Below are 20972 nucleotides of genomic sequence, written 5' to 3'. Positions count from 1 at the left end.
GAGCAGGTCGCACCGGGTGTTGTCGTGACGCCTGGGCGGCCGGCGGCCAGTGTGTGCCGATCTGTCCGTGAAGGGCCCGTTGAGGGAATCCAAGTCCGTGCAGGGGCCCTTCACGGACAGATCTCCCCTCATCCCTTCCGCGCCCGGTGAGCGGCGACGCGTTCCCTTGTCGCGCAACGGGTTGAACAGTAGCGACGCGGGCTCCCGCCGCCCAGGTGCGCGAATGGCCTGCCGCACGAAGCGGAAGCGCACAAGCCGCCGGGCACCTCCTGCCGGTCGGCTAGCAGGGTCGCGAGGGCCAAGGCAGACGAGGTGATCAGCCAGGCACCCCACGGCCCGTCGTCCGCCGAGTCCGCGTGCAGATGCCAGCCGAACGCGTCGTCGTGGGCGGTCAGCCGCGGCGGTCCGGCGTACTGCGCGAACAGCGCGTTGAGCACCGAAGCTGCTGCCGCGATATCCGGAGCGGCGAAAACCTCGCGCAGTTTCCGAGCGGCGTCCTGCAGTTCGGCGACCTCTTCCGGGGAAAGCCGGGGCTCCGGTTCGCCGTGTTCGACCAGGACCGCGGCTACCGAACCCGCAGCCGGTGCCTCAGCCAGCAGCACGTCCAGGAGCGCGACGGCGCGCCGGACCGCGTCCCGAGCGGAGCGGCCCGCGAAATCCGGCTGCGTTCCAGGCATAGCCCACTGTAACATCTAGATGATGACAAGCCGTTACAGGCTGGCGGCCTATCTCACCGGGGCGACCGCGGCACGCATCGGCGACGAGGCGTCCGGGCCCGCGTTGCTGCTGCTCGGCATCACTGCGGCGGGGGCGGTCGCGGGGTCGACGTTGCTCGCTGGGCTCACCGCCGCGGCGGCGGTCGGCGGACCGTGGCTGGGCGCGGTGCTGGACCGGTCCCGCAGGCCGGGCCGGGTGCTCGCGATCGCGCTCGCCGGGTACGCGACGGGGCTGGCGATGGTGACCGCACTGGCCAAGACGGCACCATTTGCGCTGGTGGTAGCAGTGGTGATCGCGACCGGGCTGTTCGGGCCAGCGATCGCGGGCGGATGGACCGCGCAGGTGCCCTCGGTGACCGGACAGCTAGCGCGGGCCAGCACGCTCGACGCGATGACGTTCACGGTGGCCGCCCTTGCCGGGCCTGGGCTGGCCGGAGCACTGGCGACGGGCGCCGGTGCCGAAACGGCGATGGTCGCCGCCGCCGGACTCGTACTGGTGGCGGTGCCGTTCGCGTGGCGACTTCCGGAGCAAGAACGCACCGAACGGCCGCGAATGCGCGACGCAGCCACGGTCCTCCTCCGCAATCCGGCGCTGCGCCAGTCGACGGCGACCTCCACGCTGTCGTTCGCGGGGATCGGGATGGCGTTCGTCTGCTACCCGCTGATCGGCGAGCAACGGCTTGGCGGCGCGGGCTACGGAACGCTGCTGCTGGTCGCGTCGTCGATCGCTTCTTTCGCCGCCAACGCAGTGCTCGCCAAGCGCACGTGGAGCCCGGACCTCGTCATCCGGCTCAGCACCGTCGTCCTGGCGCTCGGCTTCGCCGGCACCGCCGTGGCGCCGAACGCGGTGCTGCTCGTCACCGCCGCAGCGATCACCGGGATCGGCGACGGGCCGCAGCTGGCCGCACTGTTCGCGGTCCGGCATCGGGAAGCTCCGCCGGCCGTGCGCGCACAGGTGTTCACCACCGCGGCGAGCGTGAAGATCGCGGGAATGGCGCTCGGCACCGCGCTGGCGGGGCCGCTGGCCGGGCACTCCCCCGCCGCCGGGCTGGCCGCGGCGGCGGGGATTCAACTGCTGGCGGCAGTCGCGCATCCGTGGTGGAGCGTCAGAAAGCCATCGCCTGAGCGCGCCGCTTGACCTCGGTGCCGTGGGAGGTGCGCAGGGCGTTGATCGGGGTCGAGCCGGGCAGCGTGTCGTCGGCGGTGAAGAGCCAGCGCAGCATCTCGGTGCGGCTGAACCCGGAGTCCGCGAGCACCGTGATGGTGCCGGTCAGCCCCTTCACGATGCCGTCCTTGACGAAGAAGTCGCTCGGCACGCACAACTCTCCGTCACGGCGCACGGCGATCAGCTGGCCGTCCCTCAGCATCTGGCGCACCTTGCTTGCCGACACGCCCAACGCGGCCGCGACCTTCGGCAACGGCAGGACCGCGACCGCGGCTTCGAGGATGTCGTCGGCGACAGGAATCCCACTCACACGTGACACTGTGCCACATTCGTCCGGCGCGCTCGCTGGTACGCACGGGTGACCCGCCCCGGCGGGGCACCCTTCTTCTACGATTGCCGACTGTGACCCGCACCCAGCCCAGTCTCGTCGGCGCCCTGCTCGAACGCCGCTACCGCGTGGACCGGCTGCTAGCCCGGGGCGGGATGTCGGCCGTCTACCGGGGCGTGGACACCCGGCTGGACCGGGCGGTCGCGATCAAGATCATGGATCCGCGGTTCGCCGACGACCGGTCGTTCGTCGACCGGTTCGTGCGCGAAGCGCGCTCGGCCGCACAGCTGCATCACCCGAACGTGGTGGCCGTGCACGACCAGGGCTTCGACACCCCGGCCGGCCAGGATTCCGGCCTCGCCTTTCTGGTGATGGAGCTGGTCGACGGCGGCACCCTGCGCGACCTGCTGGAGGAGCAGGGCCAGCTGGACGTCTCGCTCGCGCTGAGCGTCGCCGAGCCGGTGCTGGCCGCGCTGGCCGCCGCGCACGCGGCCGGGCTGGTGCACCGCGACGTGAAGCCGGAGAACGTGCTCATCGGCCGCAGCGGCCAGCTGGCGGGCGGCGTGGTGAAGGTCGGCGACTTCGGTCTGGTCCGGGCGGTGGCCAGCCCGGGCACCACCAGCTCCAGCGTCATCCTCGGCACCGTCGGCTACCTGGCCCCGGAACAGGTCGCCACCGGCGACACCACGGCCCGCAGCGACGTCTACGCGGCGGGCGTCCTGATGTACGAGATGGTCACCGGCGAGCTGCCCTACACCGGCGACACCGCGATTTCGGTCGCCTACCGGCACGTGAACGACGACGTGCCGCGCGCCGGCGAGAAGCGCCCGGATCTGCCGTCGGCGCTGGACGATTTGATCTTCCGCGCCACCCGGCGCGACCCGGAGCAGCGGCCGGCCGACGCCGGCGAGTTCCTCGCCGAACTGCAGGGCGTGGCCGGCGAACTCGGTCTGCGGCCGGTCGCGATCCCGGTGCCTCCGCCGCCGGACGGCGATCGGGTGTCGGACGTGGAGCAGACGCTGCCGAACATCCCGGCTGTTCCGGCCGACGCCGCGCAGACCCAGCAGGTGCCGCCAGTGCCGCCGGCCGGACCGCGCGGCACCCGCGCGATGACCCGGGCGACCCCGGCGGCGGCGCTGCCCGCCGGTCCGCCGACCACGGCGCTCCCTCCCACCCCAGGGCCGACGAAGCCGAACGAGCCGCCGAAGCCGCGCGACAAGCGGAAGCTGATCGCGCTCGCCGTCGCCGGCGTGCTGGTGCTGGGCGGGCTGATCGGCGCGTTCGCCTTCATCCTCACCGACACCAAGAGCACCACGACGACCGTGCCCAACCTCGCCGGGGTGACCCAGGCCGAGGCGGGCGACCAGCTGCGCGCGGCGAAGCTGACCCCGAAGTACAGCCAGGAGTTCAGCAACACGGTCGCCGCGAACCGGGTGATCAAGGTGGACCCGCCGGCGGGCACCAAGCTGGAGCAGGACGCCACCGTCTCGGTCGTGGTGTCCAAGGGCAAGCCGACGGTGCCGAACATCCGGGTCGGCGCCACGCTCGACGAGGCCACCAAGGCGATCCAGGCCCAGCAGCTCTCCGTCGTCCAAGGCCCGCCGGAGTACAACGACAAGGCGGCCGAGGGCACCGTCGTGCGGATCAGCCCCGGCGCGGGCACCCCGCTGGACATCGGCGGCCAGGTGACGCTGGTGCTGTCCAAGGGACCCGAGCCGCTGCCGGCGGTGCCGGACGTCACCGGGCAGCCCAAGGACCAGGCGTTCCAGCTGCTGCGCCAGGCCGGCTTCCAACCGGTGGACGGCGGCGAGGAGTTCTCGCCCTCGGTCGCCGCCGGCCTGGTCACCCGCACCGACCCGCCCGCCAATTCGCCGGGCACCAAGACGGTCAAGGTCTGGGTCTCCAACGCGGTCCAGGTGCCGGACGTGCGGTTCCGGCAGTTCGACGAGGCGACCCAGATCCTCAAGGCGGCCGGGCTCGACGTCGACCGCAAGGGCGGCGACCACGGGCACGGCGGGATCAACTTCGTCATGCAGCAGGACCCGGCACCGGGGTCGTTCGTGCCCAAGGGCACCAAGGTGAAGATTCGGGGGATCGGCGGATGATCGGCAACCGCGGCCGGGTCACCGGCACGGTCGGGCCCGGGCTGATCGGCGAGGTGCTGCTCAGCGTCCGCGGCGGCACGGAAGCCTTTTACGCCTATCCGGCCGACCCGGAAACCAGTTTTCCCGTCGGCACCCCCGTTCTGGTGGTCGATTTCGAGCCTCCGCGCACGGTCTACGTGGAAAGGTGGCAACCGCTGCGCGCCTGAGCGCGTCGCAGTGTCGACTGAATGCCAGTCGAGTGCTGACACCTGCGAGGGGCAATGGAAATCTGGGTCATCGTGGTGATCGCGGTCGTTGCCGTGATCCTGCTGTTCGGGCTGCTGCGGATCCTGTACCGGGTCGCCGAGCCCAACGAGGCCCTCATCATCTCCGGATGGGGCATCCGCGTGGAGCGGACCGAGACCGCGGACAGTCTCGGGTTCAAGATCGTCACCGGCCGGGGGGTGAACGTGATTCCCGGCTTCCAGACCGCGCGCCGGCTGTCACTGGACACCCGCGGCGTGAACCTGCAGGTCTCGTGCGTGACCAAGCAGGGGCTGCCGGTCACCGTGCGCGCGGTGGTGATCTACAAGGTCGGCGACGACTACGCCTCGATCGCCAACGCCGCCCGCCGGTTTCTCGACCAGCAGAAGGGCATGAACGACACCATCCACGAGCTGTTCTCCGGGCACCTGCGCTCGATCGTCGGCGGGCTGACCATCGAGGAGATGATCCACAACCGCGACGCGCTGACCGGCGAGGTCCGCCAGTCGTCGGCGACCGAGATGATCAAGCTCGGGCTGATCGTGGACTCGCTGCAGATCCAGGAGATCGACGACGAGTCCGGCTACATCCTCAACCTGGGCAAGCCGCACGCGGCCGCCATCGCCGCGTCCGCGCGGATCGCCGAAGCACAGCGCGACCAGGAGGCCACCGAGGCCGAGCAGGTCGCCGCCGCGCGCAAGGCGGGCGCGATCCGGGAGAGCCAGATCCAGCAGGCCGGCTACCAGGCCGAGGTCGACCAGGCGAAGGCCAAGGCAAGCCAGTCCGGTCCGCTGGCCGAGGCCACCGCGCGTCAGGAGGTCGTGGTCCAGGAGACGCGCGCGGCCGAACTGGAAGCGGCGCTGTCCGAACAGCGGCTGCAGTCCCAGGTCCGCAAGCCGGCCGACGCGAAGGCGTACGAGACCCGGACGACCGCGGACGCGGAGCGCGACGCGCAGATCGCCCGCGCGCAGGCCCAGGCGAAGGAGACCGAGCTTCGGGCAGGCGCGGACGCGACCCGCGTGAAGACCGCCGCCGACGCGGAAGCGCAGGCCACCAAGGCGCGGGCGGAAGCCAGCGCGAGCGCGACCAAGGCCACCGGTGAGGCCGAAGCGGCGGCCTCGAAGGCCAAGGGCCTGGCGGAGGCCGAAGCGGCGAAGGCCAAGGGGCTCGCGGAGGCCGAAGCGGCCAAGGCGAAGGGTCTCGCCGAAGCTGAGGCGATCAAGGCGCGGGCCGCCGCACTGGCGGAGAACCAGGAAGCTGTGGTAGCACAGCAGTTGGCTGAGCGTTGGCCGGAAATCGTCGAAGCCGGGGCACAGGCATTCGGCAACATCGACCACATGGTGGTCCTGAACGGCGCGGACGGGATGTCGGACATGTTCACCAAGGCGCTGTCCCTCGGCGGCACCGGCCTCGGCCTGGCGCGCCAGCTGATGGACGCCATGGGGCCGAAGCAGTCCGGTTCCTCGTCCGAGTCCGACGGTGGCCTGGCCCCGCGCGAGGACTGATGAGCTTCTTCACGGACGGTCCTCGCGAACGCCCCCTGTTTCCGGTCCGGGAACAGGAGCTGTTCGGCTATGAGGGCCGTCCGTGGACAGGCCCGCCGAACGAGCACATCGTGCCGGCGTTGCTGCCGTGGGCGATGCCGCTCGGCCGGTCCGAGCGCACCATCGTCGCGTTGCGCGGCGTGGAAGTGTGGCCGGAGGCGATGACGCTGCGGATCGCGGTGTACTCGCGAGACCGGATGGACCACGGTCCCCTGGTCGCGCACCGGCGCATCCCCGATTACAACGCGCTGCTGGTCGGGGTGCTGTTCCCGGACGGGAGCCGGGCCAGCTCGGAGACGATTTCGGTGCCCACCGCGGGCGAACCGCACGAACCGGTGCTGCGCGTGGGGGACGGCACCGGTTCCGCGTTCCACCAGGAGCACCCGGTGTTCGTCTGGCCGCTGCCCAGCGCCGGTCCGGTGAAGCTGATCGTGCAGTGGCTCGACCGCGGCATCGAGGAAACGCACACCAAGCTCGACGGAGCCCTGCTCCGCGCCGCCTCGCTCGAAGCCGGCGAGCTGTGGCCGGGCCTGCCGAAGCGGCCGGGCAACGGCGTCGCGATGCGGCAGGTCGCCGCGGACATCAGCGCGGCCGAGCACAACGGGGCGAGCGAACTGCCGCAGCGGCTCCCCCGGCGTGCCCCAGGCGAGTGAAACCGCGGGTAGTTAGCGCCCGCGAAACACAGCGACCACCCACCGGTCATATCGGAGTGGTGTGGTGACTGTCTCCCTCGCAGCCGTCCGCGAAAGGCCCGCCATGACGCGTACGCCGCTCAGCTCCCTCGATGTCGCTTTTCTCTGTCTTTCCAGGGAAACCTCGCCGATGCAGATGGGCGCGGTGCTGATTTTCGCGCCGGAGCGGCCGGTCGATCCGGCGCGGCTGACCGCACTGCTGGCGAGCCGCGCGGAGAAAATCCCGCAGCTGCGCCGGAAAATCCGCGCCGGACTGTTCCCGCCCGGGTCCGCGGAATGGGTGCGCGACCCGGATTTCGCTGCCCTGAAACACATTCACGAACACCGGTTGAGCACGTTGTACGACCCGGACCCGCTGCCGGAGTTCGCGGCGCGGTGGATCGCCGAACCGCTGGACCCGCGCCGGCCGCTGTGGGAGCTCACTGTGGTGACCGGATTGCCGGACGGCGGCTTCGCGGTGTTGTTGAAGCTTCACCACGCGCTCACCGACGGAGCCGGTGCCTACGCCGTGGCCGTCGGGTTGCTCGACGGCATCGCGGCCCGGCCGCTTGCTCCGGCAGTCCCCCGGCCGCGAACTCCGCTGAGCACCATGCGCGACACACTGGAGACCGCCGGGATCGCTTCGTCGGTCGTACGTGCGGCCCGGCCGCCCTGGACGCCGCTGTCCGCGCCCGCTACCGCTGGCCGGTCCCTCGGATTCTCCCGGCTGTGCGCCGCTGACCTACGACAGATCCGCCGCGCCCATGGCGGTACGACGAACGACGTGGTGCTCGCGGTGTTGTCCGGCGCGTTGCGGGATTGGCTGGTCAACCGCGGAGTCCGGCCGGACGGGCGGTCGCTGCGCGCGCTGATCCCGGTCAGCGTGCGCGGCAGGGCAGCGGAGCAGGTGGGCGGGAACAAGCTGTCCGGCTACCTGTGCGATCTGCCGGTCGGCGTCGACGATCCGGTACGGCGGCTCGCCGTGGTGAAGGCCGCGATGGCGCGCAACAAGGCGGCGGGACCGGCCCGCGGCGCGGGCGCCTTCCCGCTGCTGGCCGATCGCATGCCGACGGTGTTGCACCGGCTGGGCACGCGGACGGCCGGGCTGGCCGCACCCCTGCTGTTCGATCTGGTCGTGACGACGGTGCCGGTACCGCCCGCCCGGCTCGAGCTCGACGGCGCGCCGCTGACGCAGGTGTACCCGTTCGTGCCGCTGGCTCCGCGCCAAGCGGTCGGCATCGCGATCGCGCCCTATCGCGACTCGGTCCACATCGGACTGCAAGCCAACGCGGAGGCGGTCGGCGATCTGGGCTCGCTGCGCGACGCGGTAGCCAAGTCGGCAGCGGAACTCCTGCTCGCTTCGTAACCGCGTCAACGTCCGGGCAGGGCCCCTTGAGGCTCTGCCCGGACGTTGAGCGGCAAGTCAGCCGCGCAGCATCTCCGCGACCAGGAACGCCAGCTCCAGCGACTGCTGGGTGTTGAGCCGCGGGTCGCAGGCGGTTTCGTAGCGACCGGCCAGGTCGACGTCGGAGATCTCCTGCGCGCCGCCGAGGCATTCGGTGACGTCCTCGCCGGTCAGCTCCACGTGGATGCCGCCCGGGTAGGTGCCGAGCTTGCGGTGCACCTCGAAGAAGCCCTGGACCTCGTCGACGATCCGGTCGAAGTGCCGGGTCTTGTAGCCGGTGGACGCCTCGTGCGTGTTGCCGTGCATCGGGTCGCACTGCCAGATGACCTTGTGCCCGGACGATTCGACCTTCTCCACGATCGCCGGCAGCACCTCGCGGACCTTGCCGTTGCCCATCCGCGAGATGAGCGTCAGCCGGCCCGGTTCGTTGCGCGGGTCGAGCCGCTGGACGTACTCCAGCGCCTGCTCCGGGGTGGTGGTCGGGCCGATCTTGAGCCCGATCGGGTTGGCCAGCAGCTCGGCGAAGGCGATGTGCGCGCCGTCCAGCTGCCGGGTGCGCTCGCCGATCCAGAGGAAATGCGAGGACTGGTTGTAGAGCTTCGGGTTGGCGGAGTCCGAGCTGTCGAGACGCAGCAGCGCGCGCTCGTAGTCGAGCAGCAGCGCCTCGTGGCTGGCGAAGATCTCAGTCGACTGCAGCGACGCGTCGGTGACCCCGCACGCGTTCATGAACCGCAGCCCGCGGTCGATCTCCGCGGCGAGCGCCTCGTACCGCTCCCCGGCGGGCGAGGAGGACACGAAGTCCTTGTTCCAGTCGTGCACCTGGTGCAGGTCGGCCATCCCGGCCCCGGTGAGCGCGCGGACGAGGTTCATCGCCGCGCCGGCGTTCGCGTAGGCGCGGATCATCCGGCCCGGGTCCGGCACCCGCAGCTCCGGCTTGGGCACCAGCGAGTTGATGATGTCGCCGCGGTAGACCGGCAGCCCGAGCGCGTCCGTGCCGGACGAGCGCGGCTTCGCGTACTGCCCGGCGATCCGGCCGACCTTCACCACCGGCAGGCTGGCCCCGTAGGTGAGCACGACAGCCATCTGCAGCAGCGTGCGCAGATTCGCCCGGATGTGCGGTTCGGTGTTGGACTCGAAGGTCTCCGCGCAGTCGCCGCCCTGCAGCAGGAACGCCTCGCCGCGAGCCACCATCGCGAGCCGGTTCTTCAACCGGTCGATCTCGGCGGGAACGGTAATCGGCGGCACGCTTTCCAGCACCCCGCGCACCCGCTGCGCCAGCGCGACGTCCGGCCACTCCGGCTGCTGCGCGGCAGGCAGCGCCAGAGCCGTGTCGAGGCGCTCCCGAAGCTCAGGGGGCAACGGCGGCAGTTCGGGAAGCGTGTCTACGGGAACGTCGACTGTCCAGTTCACGAGGTTCAGGATAGGCGTTCCGACAGGTGGACGGGGGCGTGGGCGGGCAGGGTCACGCTTCGGTGTCGTTCGGGTGATCGACGGCGCCGCGGGCGGGAAAAGAAGCCGGCCCCGGCGCGCCATTGCGCCGGGGCCGGAGATCAGCGGCGGGTCACACCACCGCGAGCGGCAGCGCCGTCGGGTGCACCGGTGCCGGCAGGTCCGAAGCGCCGGTCAGGAACGCGTCCACCGCCGCGGCGACCGAGCGGCCTTCCGCGATCGCCCACACCACCAGCGAAGCGCCTCGATGCGCGTCGCCGCAGACGAAGACTCCGGGGGTCTCGGTCTGCCAGTCCGCGCCGCACGACAGGGTGCCCCGGCGGGTCAGCGTCAGGTTCAGGTCTTCCAGCAGCGGCATTTCCTCCACGCCTTCGAACCCGATCGCCAGCAGAACCAGGTCCGCGGGCAGCACCTCGACGTGGTCGTTGACCGGCCGCACCTCGCGACGGCCCGTTGCCGGGTCCTTCTGCACGCGGACTTCCTGCAGCTCGACCGCCTTGACCCGGCCGTTGCCGTCATCGACGAATCGGCGAACCGCCACCGCGAACTTCCGTTCGCCGGCTTCCTCGTGCGCGGGGTAGGTGCGCAGGAGGTAGGGCCAGGTCGGCCACGGCGACCGCTCGTCGTCGCGGGTCTGCGGCGGCATCGGGTACTGGTCGAGCTGCGTGACCGACAGCGCGCCCTGCCGGGTCGCGGTTCCGTAGGAGTCCGCGCCGGTGTCGCCGCCGCCGATGATGACGACGTGCTTGCCGTTCGCGTCGACCGGGGACGGGCCGGCGCCCTCCACGAACTTGTTGGCGGGCACCAGGTGTTCCATCGCCAGGTGGATGCCGTCCAGCGAACGGCCCGGCGTGGTGCGGTCGTCCCGGCCGCGCAGGGCGCCGACGGCGAGCACCACCGCGTCGTACTGCGCGCGCAGGTCTTCCACCGACAAGTCCACGCCGACCTCGCAGCCGGTGACGAACTTGGTGCCTTCCTTGCGCAACTGGGCGAGGCGGCGGTCCAAGACCTTCTTTTCCATCTTGAACTCGGGAATGCCGTACCGCAGCAGGCCGCCGAGGCGGTCATCGCGTTCGAAAACGGTCACCTCGTGGCCGGCGCGGGTCAGCTGTTGCGCGGCGGCCAGACCAGCCGGGCCGGAGCCGACGACGGCCACCTTGCGACCGGACGACACCTCGGACACCTGCGGCTGCACATAACCGGCTTCCCACGACTGGGCCGCGATCGTCTCTTCGACCCGCTTGATCGCCACCGGCCCGCCGGACAGCGGCGAAATCGACAGCACGCAGCCCGCCTCGCACGGCGCGGGGCACAGCTTCCCGGTGAACTCCGGGAAGTTGTTGGTGGCGTGCAGACGGTCGCTGGCCGCCGCCCAGTCGCCGCGACGGACCAGGTCGTTCCACTCCGGGATCAGGTTGCCCAGCGGACAGCCCGAGGCACCGGAATGACAGAACGGGATGCCGCAGTCCATGCACCGCGAAGCCTGGACGCGGACCGCTTCGTTGCGCTCCGCCGGGTCGACTTCGGCATAAACCTCGCCCCACGAGGAAAGCCGTTCCTCGTAAGACTTCTTCTTCGGTTCCTGCCGCTGGTACTTGAGAAAACCGGTCGGGTCAGCCACGAGCGGCCTCCGTGTTCTGCGGGATACCCGCGCCCAGTCGGCACTCGCGGCCGGGGCTCCGCCAATTGTCAGCCACGAGCGGCCTCCATGATCGCTTCGTCGACATCGCGGCCGGCAGCGCGCGCTGCCTTGGCCGCATCGAGGACCCGCTGGTAGTCGCGCGGCATCACCTTGGTGAACGCCGCCGAGCGCCGCGTCCAGTCGCCAAGGAGCGACGCGGCCACCGACGAGCGGGTGAGGTCGTAGTGCTGCTGCACGATCTGCTTGAGCCAGGCCAGATCCTCCGGATCCGGCGGGAGCAGGTCGACCATGTCCAGGTTGACCTTCGCCCGGTCCAGGTCGAGCACGTACGCGCGGCCGCCGGACATGCCTGCCGCCAGGTTCCGGCCGGTCCGGCCCAGCACCACCGCGCGGCCGCCGGTCATGTACTCGAACGCGTGGTCCCCCACGCCCTCGGCCACCACCGTCGCGCCGGAGTTGCGGACGCAGAACCGCTCGCCGACCTGGCCGCGCAGGAACATCTCGCCGGACGTCGCGCCGTAGGCCAGCGTGTTGCCCGCGATGGTCTGCTTTTCGGCCACGAACTTCGCGGCCGGGTCCGGGCGGACCACGATCCGGCCGCCGGACAGGCCCTTGCCGACGTAGTCGTTCGCGTCGCCGACCATGTCCAGCGTGATGCCGCGCGGGAGAAACGCGCCGAGCGACTGCCCGGCCGAACCGGTGAGCGTCACGTGGATGGTGCCGTCCGGCAGGCCCTCGCCGCCGTAGCGGCGGGTGATCTCCGAGCCCAGCAGTGTGCCGACGGTGCGGTTCACGTTGCGCACCGGCAGTTCCAGGCGCACCGGGTGCGCGTCTTCCAGCGCCGCTTCGGAAAGCTGGACGAGCGTGCGGTCCAGCGCGTGCTCCAGGCCGTGGTCCTGCTCGCGGACCCGCCGCTTCGCGCCGCCGTACGGGGTCTCCTCCGGCATGTCGAAAACCGGCCGGAGGTCGAGCCCGGACGCCTTCCAGTGCTGGACGGCCTCGTCGGTGTCCAGCATCTCGGCGTGCCCGACCGCTTCGTCGATGGTGCGGAAACCCAGCTGTGCCAAGGTTTCGCGCACCTCTTCGGCGACGAACTCGAAGTACCGCACGATGTGGTCGACCTGCCCGGTGTAGCGCTTGCGCAGCAGCGGGTTCTGCGTCGCGACGCCGACCGGGCAGGTGTCCAGGTGGCACACGCGCATCATGACGCAGCCCGCGACGACCAGCGGCGCGGTGGCGAACCCGTACTCCTCGGCACCGAGCAGCGCCGCGACCACCACGTCGCGGCCGGTCTTCATCCCACCGTCCACCTGGACCGTGATCCGGTCGCGCAAACCGTTCAGCAGCAACGTCTGCTGCGTCTCGGCCAGCCCGATCTCCCACGGCGTGCCGGCGTGCTTGAGCGAGTTCATCGGCGAAGCGCCGGTGCCGCCGTCGTACCCGGAAATCAGCACCACGTCCGCGTGCGCCTTCGACACGCCCGCGGCGACCGTGCCAACGCCGAGCGAGGACACCAGCTTCACGTGGATGCGGGCCCGCTCGTTGGCGTTCTTGAGGTCGTGGATCAGCTGCGCCAGGTCCTCGATGGAATAGATGTCGTGGTGCGGCGGCGGCGAGATCAGCCCGACGCCCGGCGTCGAGTGCCGGGTGCGCGCGATCCACGGGTACACCTTGTTCGGCGGCAGCTGACCGCCTTCGCCCGGCTTCGCACCCTGCGCCATCTTGATCTGGAGGTCATCCGCGTTCACCAGGTACTCGCTGGTGACGCCGAACCGGCCGCTGGCGACCTGCTTGATCGCGCTGCGCCGCTGCGGGTCGTACAGCCGCTCCGGGTCCTCGCCGCCTTCGCCGGTGTTCGACCGGCCGCCGATCCGGTTCATCGCGATGGCCAGGGTTTCGTGCGCCTCGGCCGAAATCGAGCCGTACGACATCGCCCCGGTGTTGAATCGGCGCAGGATCGCCGACGCGGGCTCGACCTCGTCCAGCGGGATCGGCTCGCGCACGCCGTCGCGCAACTTGAACAGCCCGCGCAGCGTGCCGCCCTCGCGGTAAAGCCGGTGCACCTCGTCGCGGTACTGCCGGTACACCTCGTCGCGGCCGGTCTTCGACGCGTGCTGCAGCAGGAACACCGTCTCCGGCGTGAACAGGTGCAGCTCGCCTTCGCGGCGGTACGCGTACTCGCCGCCGGTCTCGAGCCCGCGGTGGACCCGGTCGGTCGGGTTGTCCGGGTAGGCACGGCGGTGCCGCACCGCGACTTCTTCGGCGAGCACTTCCAGCCCGACGCCGCCCAGCTTCGACGAGGTGCCCGTGAAGTACTCGTCCAGCAGATCCTGGCTCAGCCCAAGGGATTCGAAGACCTGCGCCGCGGTGTAGGCGCCCACCGTGGAGATGCCCATCTTGGACATGATCTTCAGGACGCCCTTAACGAGCGCCTGCACGTAGCTGCGGACCGCTTTCCCCGGCTCGATGCCGGTGATCGCGCCCTGGCTGATCATGTCTTCGATCGTTTCGAAAGCCAGGTACGGGTTCACCGCCGCCGCGCCGTAGCCGAGCAGCAGCGCGATGTGGTGCACCTCGCGGGCGTCGCCGGTCTCCACGACCAATGCGACCCGCAGCCGCTCCTTCGTACGCACCAAGTGGTGGTGCACCGCGGAAACCAACAGCAGCGACGGGATCGGCGCCATCCGGTGGTCGGAATCGCGGTCGGACAGCACCAGCGTGCGCGCTCCGGCCGCGATCGCCTCGGACGCGTCTCGGCGCACCCGCTCGATCGCCGTCGCCAGCGCCTCCGCTCCGCCGTCCACTTCGTACAGTCCGGAAAGGACACTGCAGGCGAAGCCGGGAAGGTCGCCGTCGTCGTTGATGTGGATGAGCTTGGCGAGCTCGTCGTTGTCGATCACCGGGTACGGCAGGTTCAGGTGCCGGCAGGACGCCGGACCGGACGAGAGCAGGTTGCGCTCCGGCCCCATGATCCGGCTCATCGAGGTGACCAGCTCTTCGCGGATCGCGTCCAGCGGCGGGTTGGTGACCTGCGCGAAGTTCTGCATGAAGTAGTCGTAGAGCAGCCGGGACCGCTTCGACAGCACGGCGACCGGGGTGTCCGAGCCCATCGAGCCGATCGGCTCCGCCCCGTTCGCGGCCATCGGCGCGAGCAGGATCTTCAGTTCCTCTTCGGTGTAGCCGAAAGCGAGCTGGCGGCGCAGCACCGAATCGTGGCTCTGCACCACGTGGTCGCGGTCGGGCAGCTCGGCGATCTTGAGCAGGCCGGCGTGCAGCCAGTCGCCGTACTGCTGCTGGCGCGCCAGCGCGGACTTGACTTCCTCGTCGTCCACGATCCGGCCGGCGGCGGTGTCCACCAGGAACATCCGGCCCGGCTTCAGCCGTCCCTTCGCGACGATCTCGCCCGCGGGAACGTCGAGCACGCCGGCCTCGCTGGCCAGCACGACACGGCCGTCGGCGGTCTGCCACCAGCGCGCCGGGCGCAGACCGTTGCGGTCCAGCACCGCGCCGACCAGCGTGCCGTCGGTGAAGGTGACGCACGCCGGGCCGTCCCACGGCTCCATCAGGCTCGCGTGGAACTGGTAGAACGCACGCCGCTCCGGATCCATCGTGGCGTGGTTCTCCCACGCCTCCGGGATCATCATCAGCACCGCGTGCGGCAGCGAGCGGCCGGCCAGGTGCAGCAGCTCCAGCACCTCGTCGAAGGACGCCGAGTCGGACGCGTCGGCCGAGCAGATCGGGAACAGCCGGGTCAGGTCGCCGGGGATCAGGTCGGATTCGAGCAGCGCCTCGCGGGCACGCATCCGGTTGCGGTTGCCGCGGATCGTGTTGATCTCGCCGTTGTGCGCGACGAACCGGAACGGATGCGCGAGCGGCCACGAGGGGAAGGTGTTGGTGGAGAACCGGGAGTGCACGAGCGCGATCGCGCTGACGAGCCGGGAGTCGCGCAGGTCCGGGAAGAACCGCGGCAGCTGCTCCGGGGTGAGCATGCCCTTGTAGACGATCGTGCGCGCGGAAAGCGACGGGAAGTAGCTGCCGCAGCCGGAAGCGAGGCTCTCGTGCTCGACGCGCTTGCGCAGGCAGTACGCCAGCCGGTCCAGCTCCAGGCCGGTCTCTCCGCCGGGCGAGGACACGAACAGCATCGCGAAGTGCGGCATCACCGAACGGGCGGTGGGACCGATTTCCGCGCCGTCGGTGTCCACCGGGACCTCGCGCCAGCCGAGCACCGTCAAGCCTTCTTCGGCGGCGATCTGCTCGGCGAGCCCGACCGCCTTGCGGCGCTGCTCGGCGTCGGCAGGCAGGAACGCGAGACCGGCGGCGTACCGGCCGTCCTCCGGCAGCGGGAAGCCGGCCTCGGCGCGCAGCAGTTCGTCGGGCAGTTGCAGGAGGATCCCGGCGCCGTCGCCGCTGGTCGGCTCGGCCCCTGCGGCACCGCGGTGGTCGAGGTTCGTCAGCGCGGCGAGACCATCGGCGACGATGCCGTGCGTGCGACGCCCGAGGACGTCGGCCACCATGGCCACACCACAGGAATCCTGCTCGGTGTCCGGGTCGTACAGACCCTGCTTGCCGGGGATGGCGGAGAAGATCATGAAGAAGGGACCTCCTTCGTCGTTTTCGTGCGGTGGCCGGCGAACCGGCCGAGGGGAGCGCACGGGACGACGATGGCCCGCTTGTTAGCGCGACTTTAACACCTGGGAAACACCCCAGCAGCGCCTTGGAGCTCCCTGAACAGGGAGGAACGGTAACGATCCGGCAGCGCGGAACGACATAGTTCCGGATGGGTTCCGAGATGCTTCGGTCTTCGAAGCATAAGCCCGGAAGCGGCCCCGCGCACCGTCACGTGACGCAGTCGGCCGGCAGGCCGCGGCGAACGTTTGCCCGATTAGGGCTTATTAGTCCGATATCCGCAGGTCGAGGCGGAAATTTCCGGGAACCACCCACCGTCGGTGATCGTCAGTTGCCATAGTGTTCGGCAACCACATGACGACGGGGAGGGCGCACCGCCATGTCCAGCATAAAAGTCAGCACGGAGCAGTTGCATCAGTACGCCGCGACGCTCGAGGGCTTGCACGAGAAGATCAGCAAGATCGACGACTACATGAAGTCGACCGCGTGCGACAAGACCGGATTCACCGGACTGTTCATCGTGCTGCAGCCGGTGGTGGACCTCGTCTCGAACCTGTACGGCGAAACGCTCAAGTTCGGCCACTCGCGGCTGACGTCGCTCACCGAGGGCGTCAAGCAGGCGGCGGAGGCGTACACGAATCACGACGCGAACTCCGCGAAGTTGCTGGAGAAGTTCATCGCCGAGTTCGAAGGCATCGACTCCGGATCGTCGGGTCGATGAGCCACCACGTTTCTGGCAAGGGGGAATAAGACATGGCACGGCGAGGCGGCGGCGGGAACCACGGGGGCCCGCATAACAACCCACCGCACAACGGGGGGCCGCACAACCCACCGCACAACCCTGGACCGCACCCGGGTCCGCATCCCGGTCCTCAGCCTGGCCCGCACCCCGGACCTCAGCCCGGCCCGCACCCGGGCCCCCAGCCTGGCCCGCACCCCGGACCGCAGCCCGGACCGCACCCGGGCCCCCAGCCTGGCCCGCACCCCGGACCCCAGCCCGGACCGCACCCCGGACCCCAGCCCGGCCCACACCCCGGACCCCAGCCCGGCCCACACCCCGGACCCCAGCCCGGCCCACACCCCGGACCCCAGCCCGGCCCACACCCCGGACCCCAGCCCGGCCCACACCCCGGACCACACCCCGGACCCCAGCCCGGCCCACACCCCGGCCCCGGCCCGCAGCCCGGACCCCAGCCCGGCCCCGGCCCGCACCCTGGTCCTGGTCCGCACCCAGGACCCCAGCCTCCGAACGACGGCGGACATGACCCGCAAGGCGGCGGCGACGGCGGACACGACCGCCGAGGCGGCGGCGAAGGCGGCGGCGAGCACGGCGGCGGCGAAGGCGGCACCGACCACGGCGGCGAGCACGGCGGCGACCACGGCGGCGGCGACGGCGGACACGACCGCCGAGGCGGCGGCGAAGGCGGCGGCGAGCACGGCGGCGGCGAAGGCGGCAGCGACCACGGCGGCGAGCACGGCGGAGAAGGCGGCAGCGACCACGGCGGCGAGCACCGAGGCGGCAACGGCAATCCGCCCGATGGCGGAGAGGGCAAAGGCAACGGCCGCTGCTGTGACGACGACAACTGCAACGGCAATTGCGGCGGCGACAAGGGCGGAGACAAGGGCGGAGACCACGGCGGCGACGGCTCCGACAGCGGCGGCGGCAACGGCTCTGACGGCGGCGGAGGAGGCGGCAACGGCCCCGACGGCGGCGGCGGAGGCGGCAACGGTCCCGACGGCGGCGGGGGCGACGGAGGCGACTCCGGGAACGGCGGAGAAGGCGGCGACGGAGGCCAAGCCCCCGGCGATCCCGGCACGACCATCCCGTCCGGCACCGGCGGCGACTCCGGCTCCACCGGCGGCGACTCCAACTCCGGCGGCGCCGACACCGGCGACTTCGACACCGGCGAATCGATCGTCGAGGCCCTCCAGCAGCCGGAGGACACCTCCGGCGCGGACGCCATCGACCTGGCCAAGGACGTCGGCGCCGAGGTCTACGCGGTCGAGTGGGTGTATCAGAAGATCACCGGGACCACGCTGACCCAGCAGTTCATCGAGCCGCTGACGGGCAACTTCTCGAAGATGTCCGCCGACGCCGTGGCATGGGGCTACATCGCCGACGCGATGAAGGCGTTCTCCGAGGTGATGGTCGCCAACGAGAAGGCGATCAGCTCGTCCTGGGACGGCCTTGCCTCGCTCGAGCACAAGGCGTACGTCCAGGCAGGCTGGCGCGCTGGGCTCGCCGCCGAGGCGGGCATCGCCAAGCTCATCGCCAAGGGCTTCGAGGTGCTGTCCGACACGTCGAAGAAGCTCGCCCACAAGGCGCTCGAACTGCTGAAGAAGCTGATCGACCGGCTGCTGGTGATGGCTGCCGAGGCGTGCGTCCCGATCGCGGGATGGGTCGCCGACGCGATCACCGCGGTCAGCACGATCATCCCGCTGATCGACGCGCTGATCTCGATCGTCGAGCTGGTCCAGGACGTGATCAGCAAGGTCCAGGCGATCTGGAACTCGATCAAGGACATCGGGTCGCAGCTGCAGAAGATCAAGGACGTCGGCAGCATCGGCGACCTGGTGGACATCGCCAAGAACGTCGGCGGCGACGTCGGCGACATCAAGGACAACGCCAAGGGCATCGGCCAGGACGCGAAGGACGCGGTCGGCGCGGCCAAGGACGGCGTCGAGGGCGCGAAGGACGCGCACAACCAAGGCCGGCACTCGCACGAGGGTGACGAGAGCACCAGCTCGTCCAGCGCCGAGGACAACCGGTCGCACCACGGCCAGGACAACGGCGGGAACCAGCAGGAGCACCACCGGACCGACCAGAATGGTCAGCACCCGCAGCAGCCGCCGCAGCAGCAGACGCCGCCGACGACGCCGCCCCGGCCGTCGCAGCCGCCGTCGACGCCGCCGAACCGGCCGCCGCGCCCGCCGGAGCAGCAGACGCCGCCTCCGCCGCGTACTCCGCCGACGCCGCCTCGGACCCCGCCGCCGAGCCAGCCGCCGACCGAGCCGCACGACCCGACGCGGCCGTTCCCGCGGCATCACCGCACCGGCACTATTCACGGCCACCTGTAGGCCTGAGGAGAAAGCACCGAGATGTCCACTCCGATCGACGACGACTCGTGGAAGACGCCGGAACTGCGGGAGGCCGAGGCCGCTCTCGACCGGACCGTCCGCAAGTCCCAGCAGCTGCTGAAGGATCTGGAGAAGATCAAGATCCCGCCGCTGCCCAAGGTCGACATCCAGGCACGGATCGACTCCATCAAGAAGGCCGCGGCGAAGCCGGACGCGCCCGCTCAGCTGCGGCTGATCAAGAAGAAGGTCGACGAAGGCAAGCTGACCTGGGAGGACGTCGCCTCCGGAAAAGCCTTCGCCGATCCGGACGTCCGTGCCCTCGCCGACGAGAAGCTCGGCGAGGCCAAAGAGATCATGGAGGAACTCGAAGAGGGCCAGTCCCCGGACGAGATTCTCGAGGCCCGCACCGGCGGCAGCGGCAGCATGTTGGCCGACAACGGGCGATCGTCGTACCAGGCCCCCGCACAGGACGAGCCCGCCGGCTACTCGTCGGCGGACCCGCTGGCGAGCAGCAGCAGCCCGGCGTACCCGGCCCCGGCCGAGCCGGAGCCCGCCGAGTACTCGAACGACGACCCGCTCGCGGTGCGCGACCCGCGTCCGGAGCCGCCGAAGGAGGAGAAAGAGGAGGAGCCGCCTGCCAAACCGGAGGTGCCGCCGGCCGCGCCGCGGGCGTCGCGCCACCGCGCGGAGGAGGTGGAGGACGACTTCGCGAATCCGCTGACCGATCGCGGCCAGTCGCGACCGGAGCCCCCGTCGGCTCCCCGGTCCGCTCCGCCGTCGTCCGGCCGTCGTGCCCGGCGCGACGAGCCCGGTGAGGACGACGACTACTTCGGCGGGTCGTTCCTCCGGTAGCTTCGAAACACGACGAGAGGTCCCTGCCCGGTGCGGCGGGGACCTCTCGTCGTTCGGCGGCCGAACAGTCCCGGCGACGACGAACGGCTCCTGCCCACCCGGGCAGGAGCCGTTCGTTCAGCTCAGGTCAGGACTTCTCGGACTTGCCGTTCTCCCCCGGCACCCCGGCGTCGACCGTCTCCTCCGCGTCGGCCTGCTTCTCCCCGGCCGCCGGTCCCGCAACGTCCGAGGTGGACTCCACGACCACCGCGTCCTTGCCGCGCAATGTCTCCGGCGCTTCCCGCGGCCCGCGCCGGGCAGCGAGGATCAGGTACGCCATCGCGCCGAGGAACACCAGGATCGACACCCAGACGTTCACCCGCAGGCCGAGGATGTGGTTCGCGTGGTCGCTGCGCAGCAGTTCGGTGCCGCAGCGGCCGACCGTGTAACCGGCGACGTAGAGCGCGAACGCACGGCCGTGGCCGAGCTTGAACTTGCGGTCCGCCCAGACGACCAGCAGCGCGATCAGCAGGTTCCAGATCAGCTCGTACAGGAACGTCGGGTGCACCGGGCTGTCCGGCAGCGGGATGTGCCCGGTGGCGACGCCGCCGAGTGCGTCCGGCGCGCCGGTGGCCGGGTCGAAGCGCTGGTAGATCTCCAGGCCCCAGGGCAGGTCGGCGTGCCCGCCGTAGAGCTCCTGGTTGAAGTAGTTGCCGACCCGGCCGATCGCCTGTGCGGTGATGATGCCGGGGGCCATCGCGTCGGCCACCGCGGGCAGCGGGATCCCCTTGCGGCGGCAGGCGATCAGCGCGCCGACCGCGCCGAGCGCGACCGCGCCCCAGATGCCGAGCCCGCCATCCCAGATGGCGAACGCGTTCCACGGGTTCTTGCCCTCGGTGAAGTACAGCTCGGGGTCGGTGATCACGTGGTAGAGCCGGCCGCCGACCAGGCCGAACGGCACCGCGAACACCGCGACGTCGAGGATGGCTCCCTTGGTGCCGCCCCGCGCCTCCCAGCGCCGCTCGCTCCACCAGATCGCGACGATGATGCCGGCGATGATGCAGAGCGCGTATGCCCGGATCGGGATCGGGCCCAAGTGCCAGACGCCTTGGTCGGGGCTCGGGATCGTGGCCAGGAATGCTGCGGAGTACACGCGGCCACCGTAGCGC

The 20972-nt window shown here is 70.8% G+C and carries 16 protein-coding genes; 9 read left to right on the top strand and 7 right to left on the bottom strand.

Going from position 1 to position 20972, the window contains the following annotated elements; genetic code table 11:
- Nucleotides 1-128: 128 nt before the first annotated feature.
- Nucleotides 129-677: a CGNR zinc finger domain-containing protein gene (locus AMYBE_RS0102440; RefSeq protein WP_020657742.1), complete on the bottom strand. Its 549-nt coding sequence runs from the start codon at nt 675-677 to the stop codon at nt 129-131.
- A gap of 22 nt (nt 678-699) precedes the next feature.
- Between AMYBE_RS0102440 and AMYBE_RS0102435 the strand changes: the two genes are divergently transcribed.
- On the top strand, nt 700-1854 hold the full coding sequence (locus AMYBE_RS0102435) for an MFS transporter (protein WP_034287784.1): 1155 nt from the start codon (nt 700-702) through the stop codon (nt 1852-1854).
- Here AMYBE_RS0102435 and AMYBE_RS45380 read toward each other — a convergent pair.
- Entirely contained in the window at nt 1823-2191 is a 369-nt protein-coding gene (locus tag AMYBE_RS45380) for an Rv2175c family DNA-binding protein (RefSeq protein WP_020657740.1), read from the bottom strand. The two genes, AMYBE_RS0102435 and AMYBE_RS45380, sit on opposite strands and share 32 nt — an antisense overlap.
- Before the next feature lie 92 nt (nt 2192-2283).
- Here AMYBE_RS45380 and AMYBE_RS0102425 point away from each other — a divergent pair, with 92 nt between their 5' ends.
- The 5 genes from AMYBE_RS0102425 to AMYBE_RS0102405 all read left to right on the top strand — a co-directional run bounded on the left by AMYBE_RS0102425 (nt 2284) and on the right by AMYBE_RS0102405 (nt 8138).
- Nucleotides 2284-4314 carry a Stk1 family PASTA domain-containing Ser/Thr kinase gene (locus tag AMYBE_RS0102425; RefSeq protein WP_020657739.1) on the top strand — a complete coding sequence of 677 codons (2031 nt, stop codon included), beginning with the start codon at nt 2284-2286 and terminating at the stop codon, nt 4312-4314.
- Nucleotides 4311-4520 (top strand): hypothetical protein, encoded by a 210-nt coding sequence (locus tag AMYBE_RS0102420; protein WP_020657738.1) that lies wholly within the window; start codon nt 4311-4313, stop codon nt 4518-4520. The genes AMYBE_RS0102425 and AMYBE_RS0102420 overlap by 4 nt, the downstream gene beginning before the upstream one ends.
- 54 nt (nt 4521-4574) lie before the next feature.
- Nucleotides 4575-6062 carry an SPFH domain-containing protein gene (locus AMYBE_RS0102415; RefSeq protein WP_020657737.1) on the top strand — a complete coding sequence of 496 codons (1488 nt, stop codon included), beginning with the start codon at nt 4575-4577 and terminating at the stop codon, nt 6060-6062.
- Nucleotides 6062-6754 carry a hypothetical protein gene (locus tag AMYBE_RS0102410; protein ID WP_020657736.1) on the top strand — a complete coding sequence of 231 codons (693 nt, stop codon included), beginning with the start codon at nt 6062-6064 and terminating at the stop codon, nt 6752-6754. Before AMYBE_RS0102415 ends, AMYBE_RS0102410 begins: the two co-directional genes overlap by 1 nt.
- Before the next feature lie 103 nt (nt 6755-6857).
- A complete protein-coding gene (locus tag AMYBE_RS0102405; protein ID WP_084469856.1) occupies nt 6858-8138 on the top strand; it encodes a wax ester/triacylglycerol synthase domain-containing protein in 1281 nt (426 codons plus the stop codon).
- Between the two features lie 57 nt (nt 8139-8195).
- On the opposite strand, the gene AMYBE_RS0102400 is transcribed toward AMYBE_RS0102405, so the two are convergent.
- The 3 genes from AMYBE_RS0102400 to gltB form a co-directional block, all read right to left on the bottom strand.
- Nucleotides 8196-9587, bottom strand: coding sequence for a class II 3-deoxy-7-phosphoheptulonate synthase (locus tag AMYBE_RS0102400; protein ID WP_020657734.1), 1392 nt, complete (start codon nt 9585-9587; stop codon nt 8196-8198).
- 151 nt (nt 9588-9738) lie between these two features.
- Nucleotides 9739-11247: a glutamate synthase subunit beta gene (locus AMYBE_RS0102395; RefSeq protein WP_020657733.1), complete on the bottom strand. Its 1509-nt coding sequence runs from the start codon at nt 11245-11247 to the stop codon at nt 9739-9741.
- Between the two features lie 68 nt (nt 11248-11315).
- Nucleotides 11316-15857, bottom strand: a complete 4542-nt coding sequence (gene gltB, locus AMYBE_RS0102390) for a glutamate synthase large subunit (protein ID WP_020657732.1) — start codon at nt 15855-15857, stop codon at nt 11316-11318.
- 416 nt (nt 15858-16273) lie between these two features.
- Between gltB and AMYBE_RS0102385 the strand changes: the two genes are divergently transcribed.
- The gene (locus AMYBE_RS0102385) at nt 16274-16615 is read left to right on the top strand and encodes a hypothetical protein (protein WP_020657731.1); all 342 of its coding nucleotides are present in this window, start codon (nt 16274-16276) and stop codon (nt 16613-16615) included.
- On the opposite strand, the gene AMYBE_RS43220 is transcribed toward AMYBE_RS0102385, so the two are convergent.
- Nucleotides 16534-17394: a hypothetical protein gene (locus AMYBE_RS43220; protein WP_154676105.1), complete on the bottom strand. Its 861-nt coding sequence runs from the start codon at nt 17392-17394 to the stop codon at nt 16534-16536. The genes AMYBE_RS0102385 and AMYBE_RS43220 overlap by 82 nt on opposite strands.
- 510 nt (nt 17395-17904) lie before the next feature.
- On the opposite strand from AMYBE_RS43220, the gene AMYBE_RS43215 reads away from it, so the two are divergent.
- Nucleotides 17905-18972, top strand: a complete 1068-nt coding sequence (locus tag AMYBE_RS43215; protein ID WP_020657730.1) for a hypothetical protein — start codon at nt 17905-17907, stop codon at nt 18970-18972.
- A gap of 21 nt (nt 18973-18993) precedes the next feature.
- Entirely contained in the window at nt 18994-19824 is an 831-nt protein-coding gene (locus AMYBE_RS0102370; protein WP_020657729.1) for a hypothetical protein, read from the top strand.
- 127 nt (nt 19825-19951) lie between these two features.
- Here AMYBE_RS0102370 and lgt read toward each other — a convergent pair whose 3' ends face one another.
- Entirely contained in the window at nt 19952-20956 is a 1005-nt protein-coding gene (gene lgt / locus AMYBE_RS0102365; RefSeq protein WP_020657728.1) for a prolipoprotein diacylglyceryl transferase, read from the bottom strand.
- Nucleotides 20957-20972 lie beyond the last annotated feature (16 nt).

The organism is Amycolatopsis benzoatilytica AK 16/65 (assembly GCF_000383915.1).
Taxonomy (GTDB): domain Bacteria; phylum Actinomycetota; class Actinomycetes; order Mycobacteriales; family Pseudonocardiaceae; genus Amycolatopsis; species Amycolatopsis benzoatilytica.
This window is presented reverse-complemented; position numbering and strand designations above follow the sequence as displayed.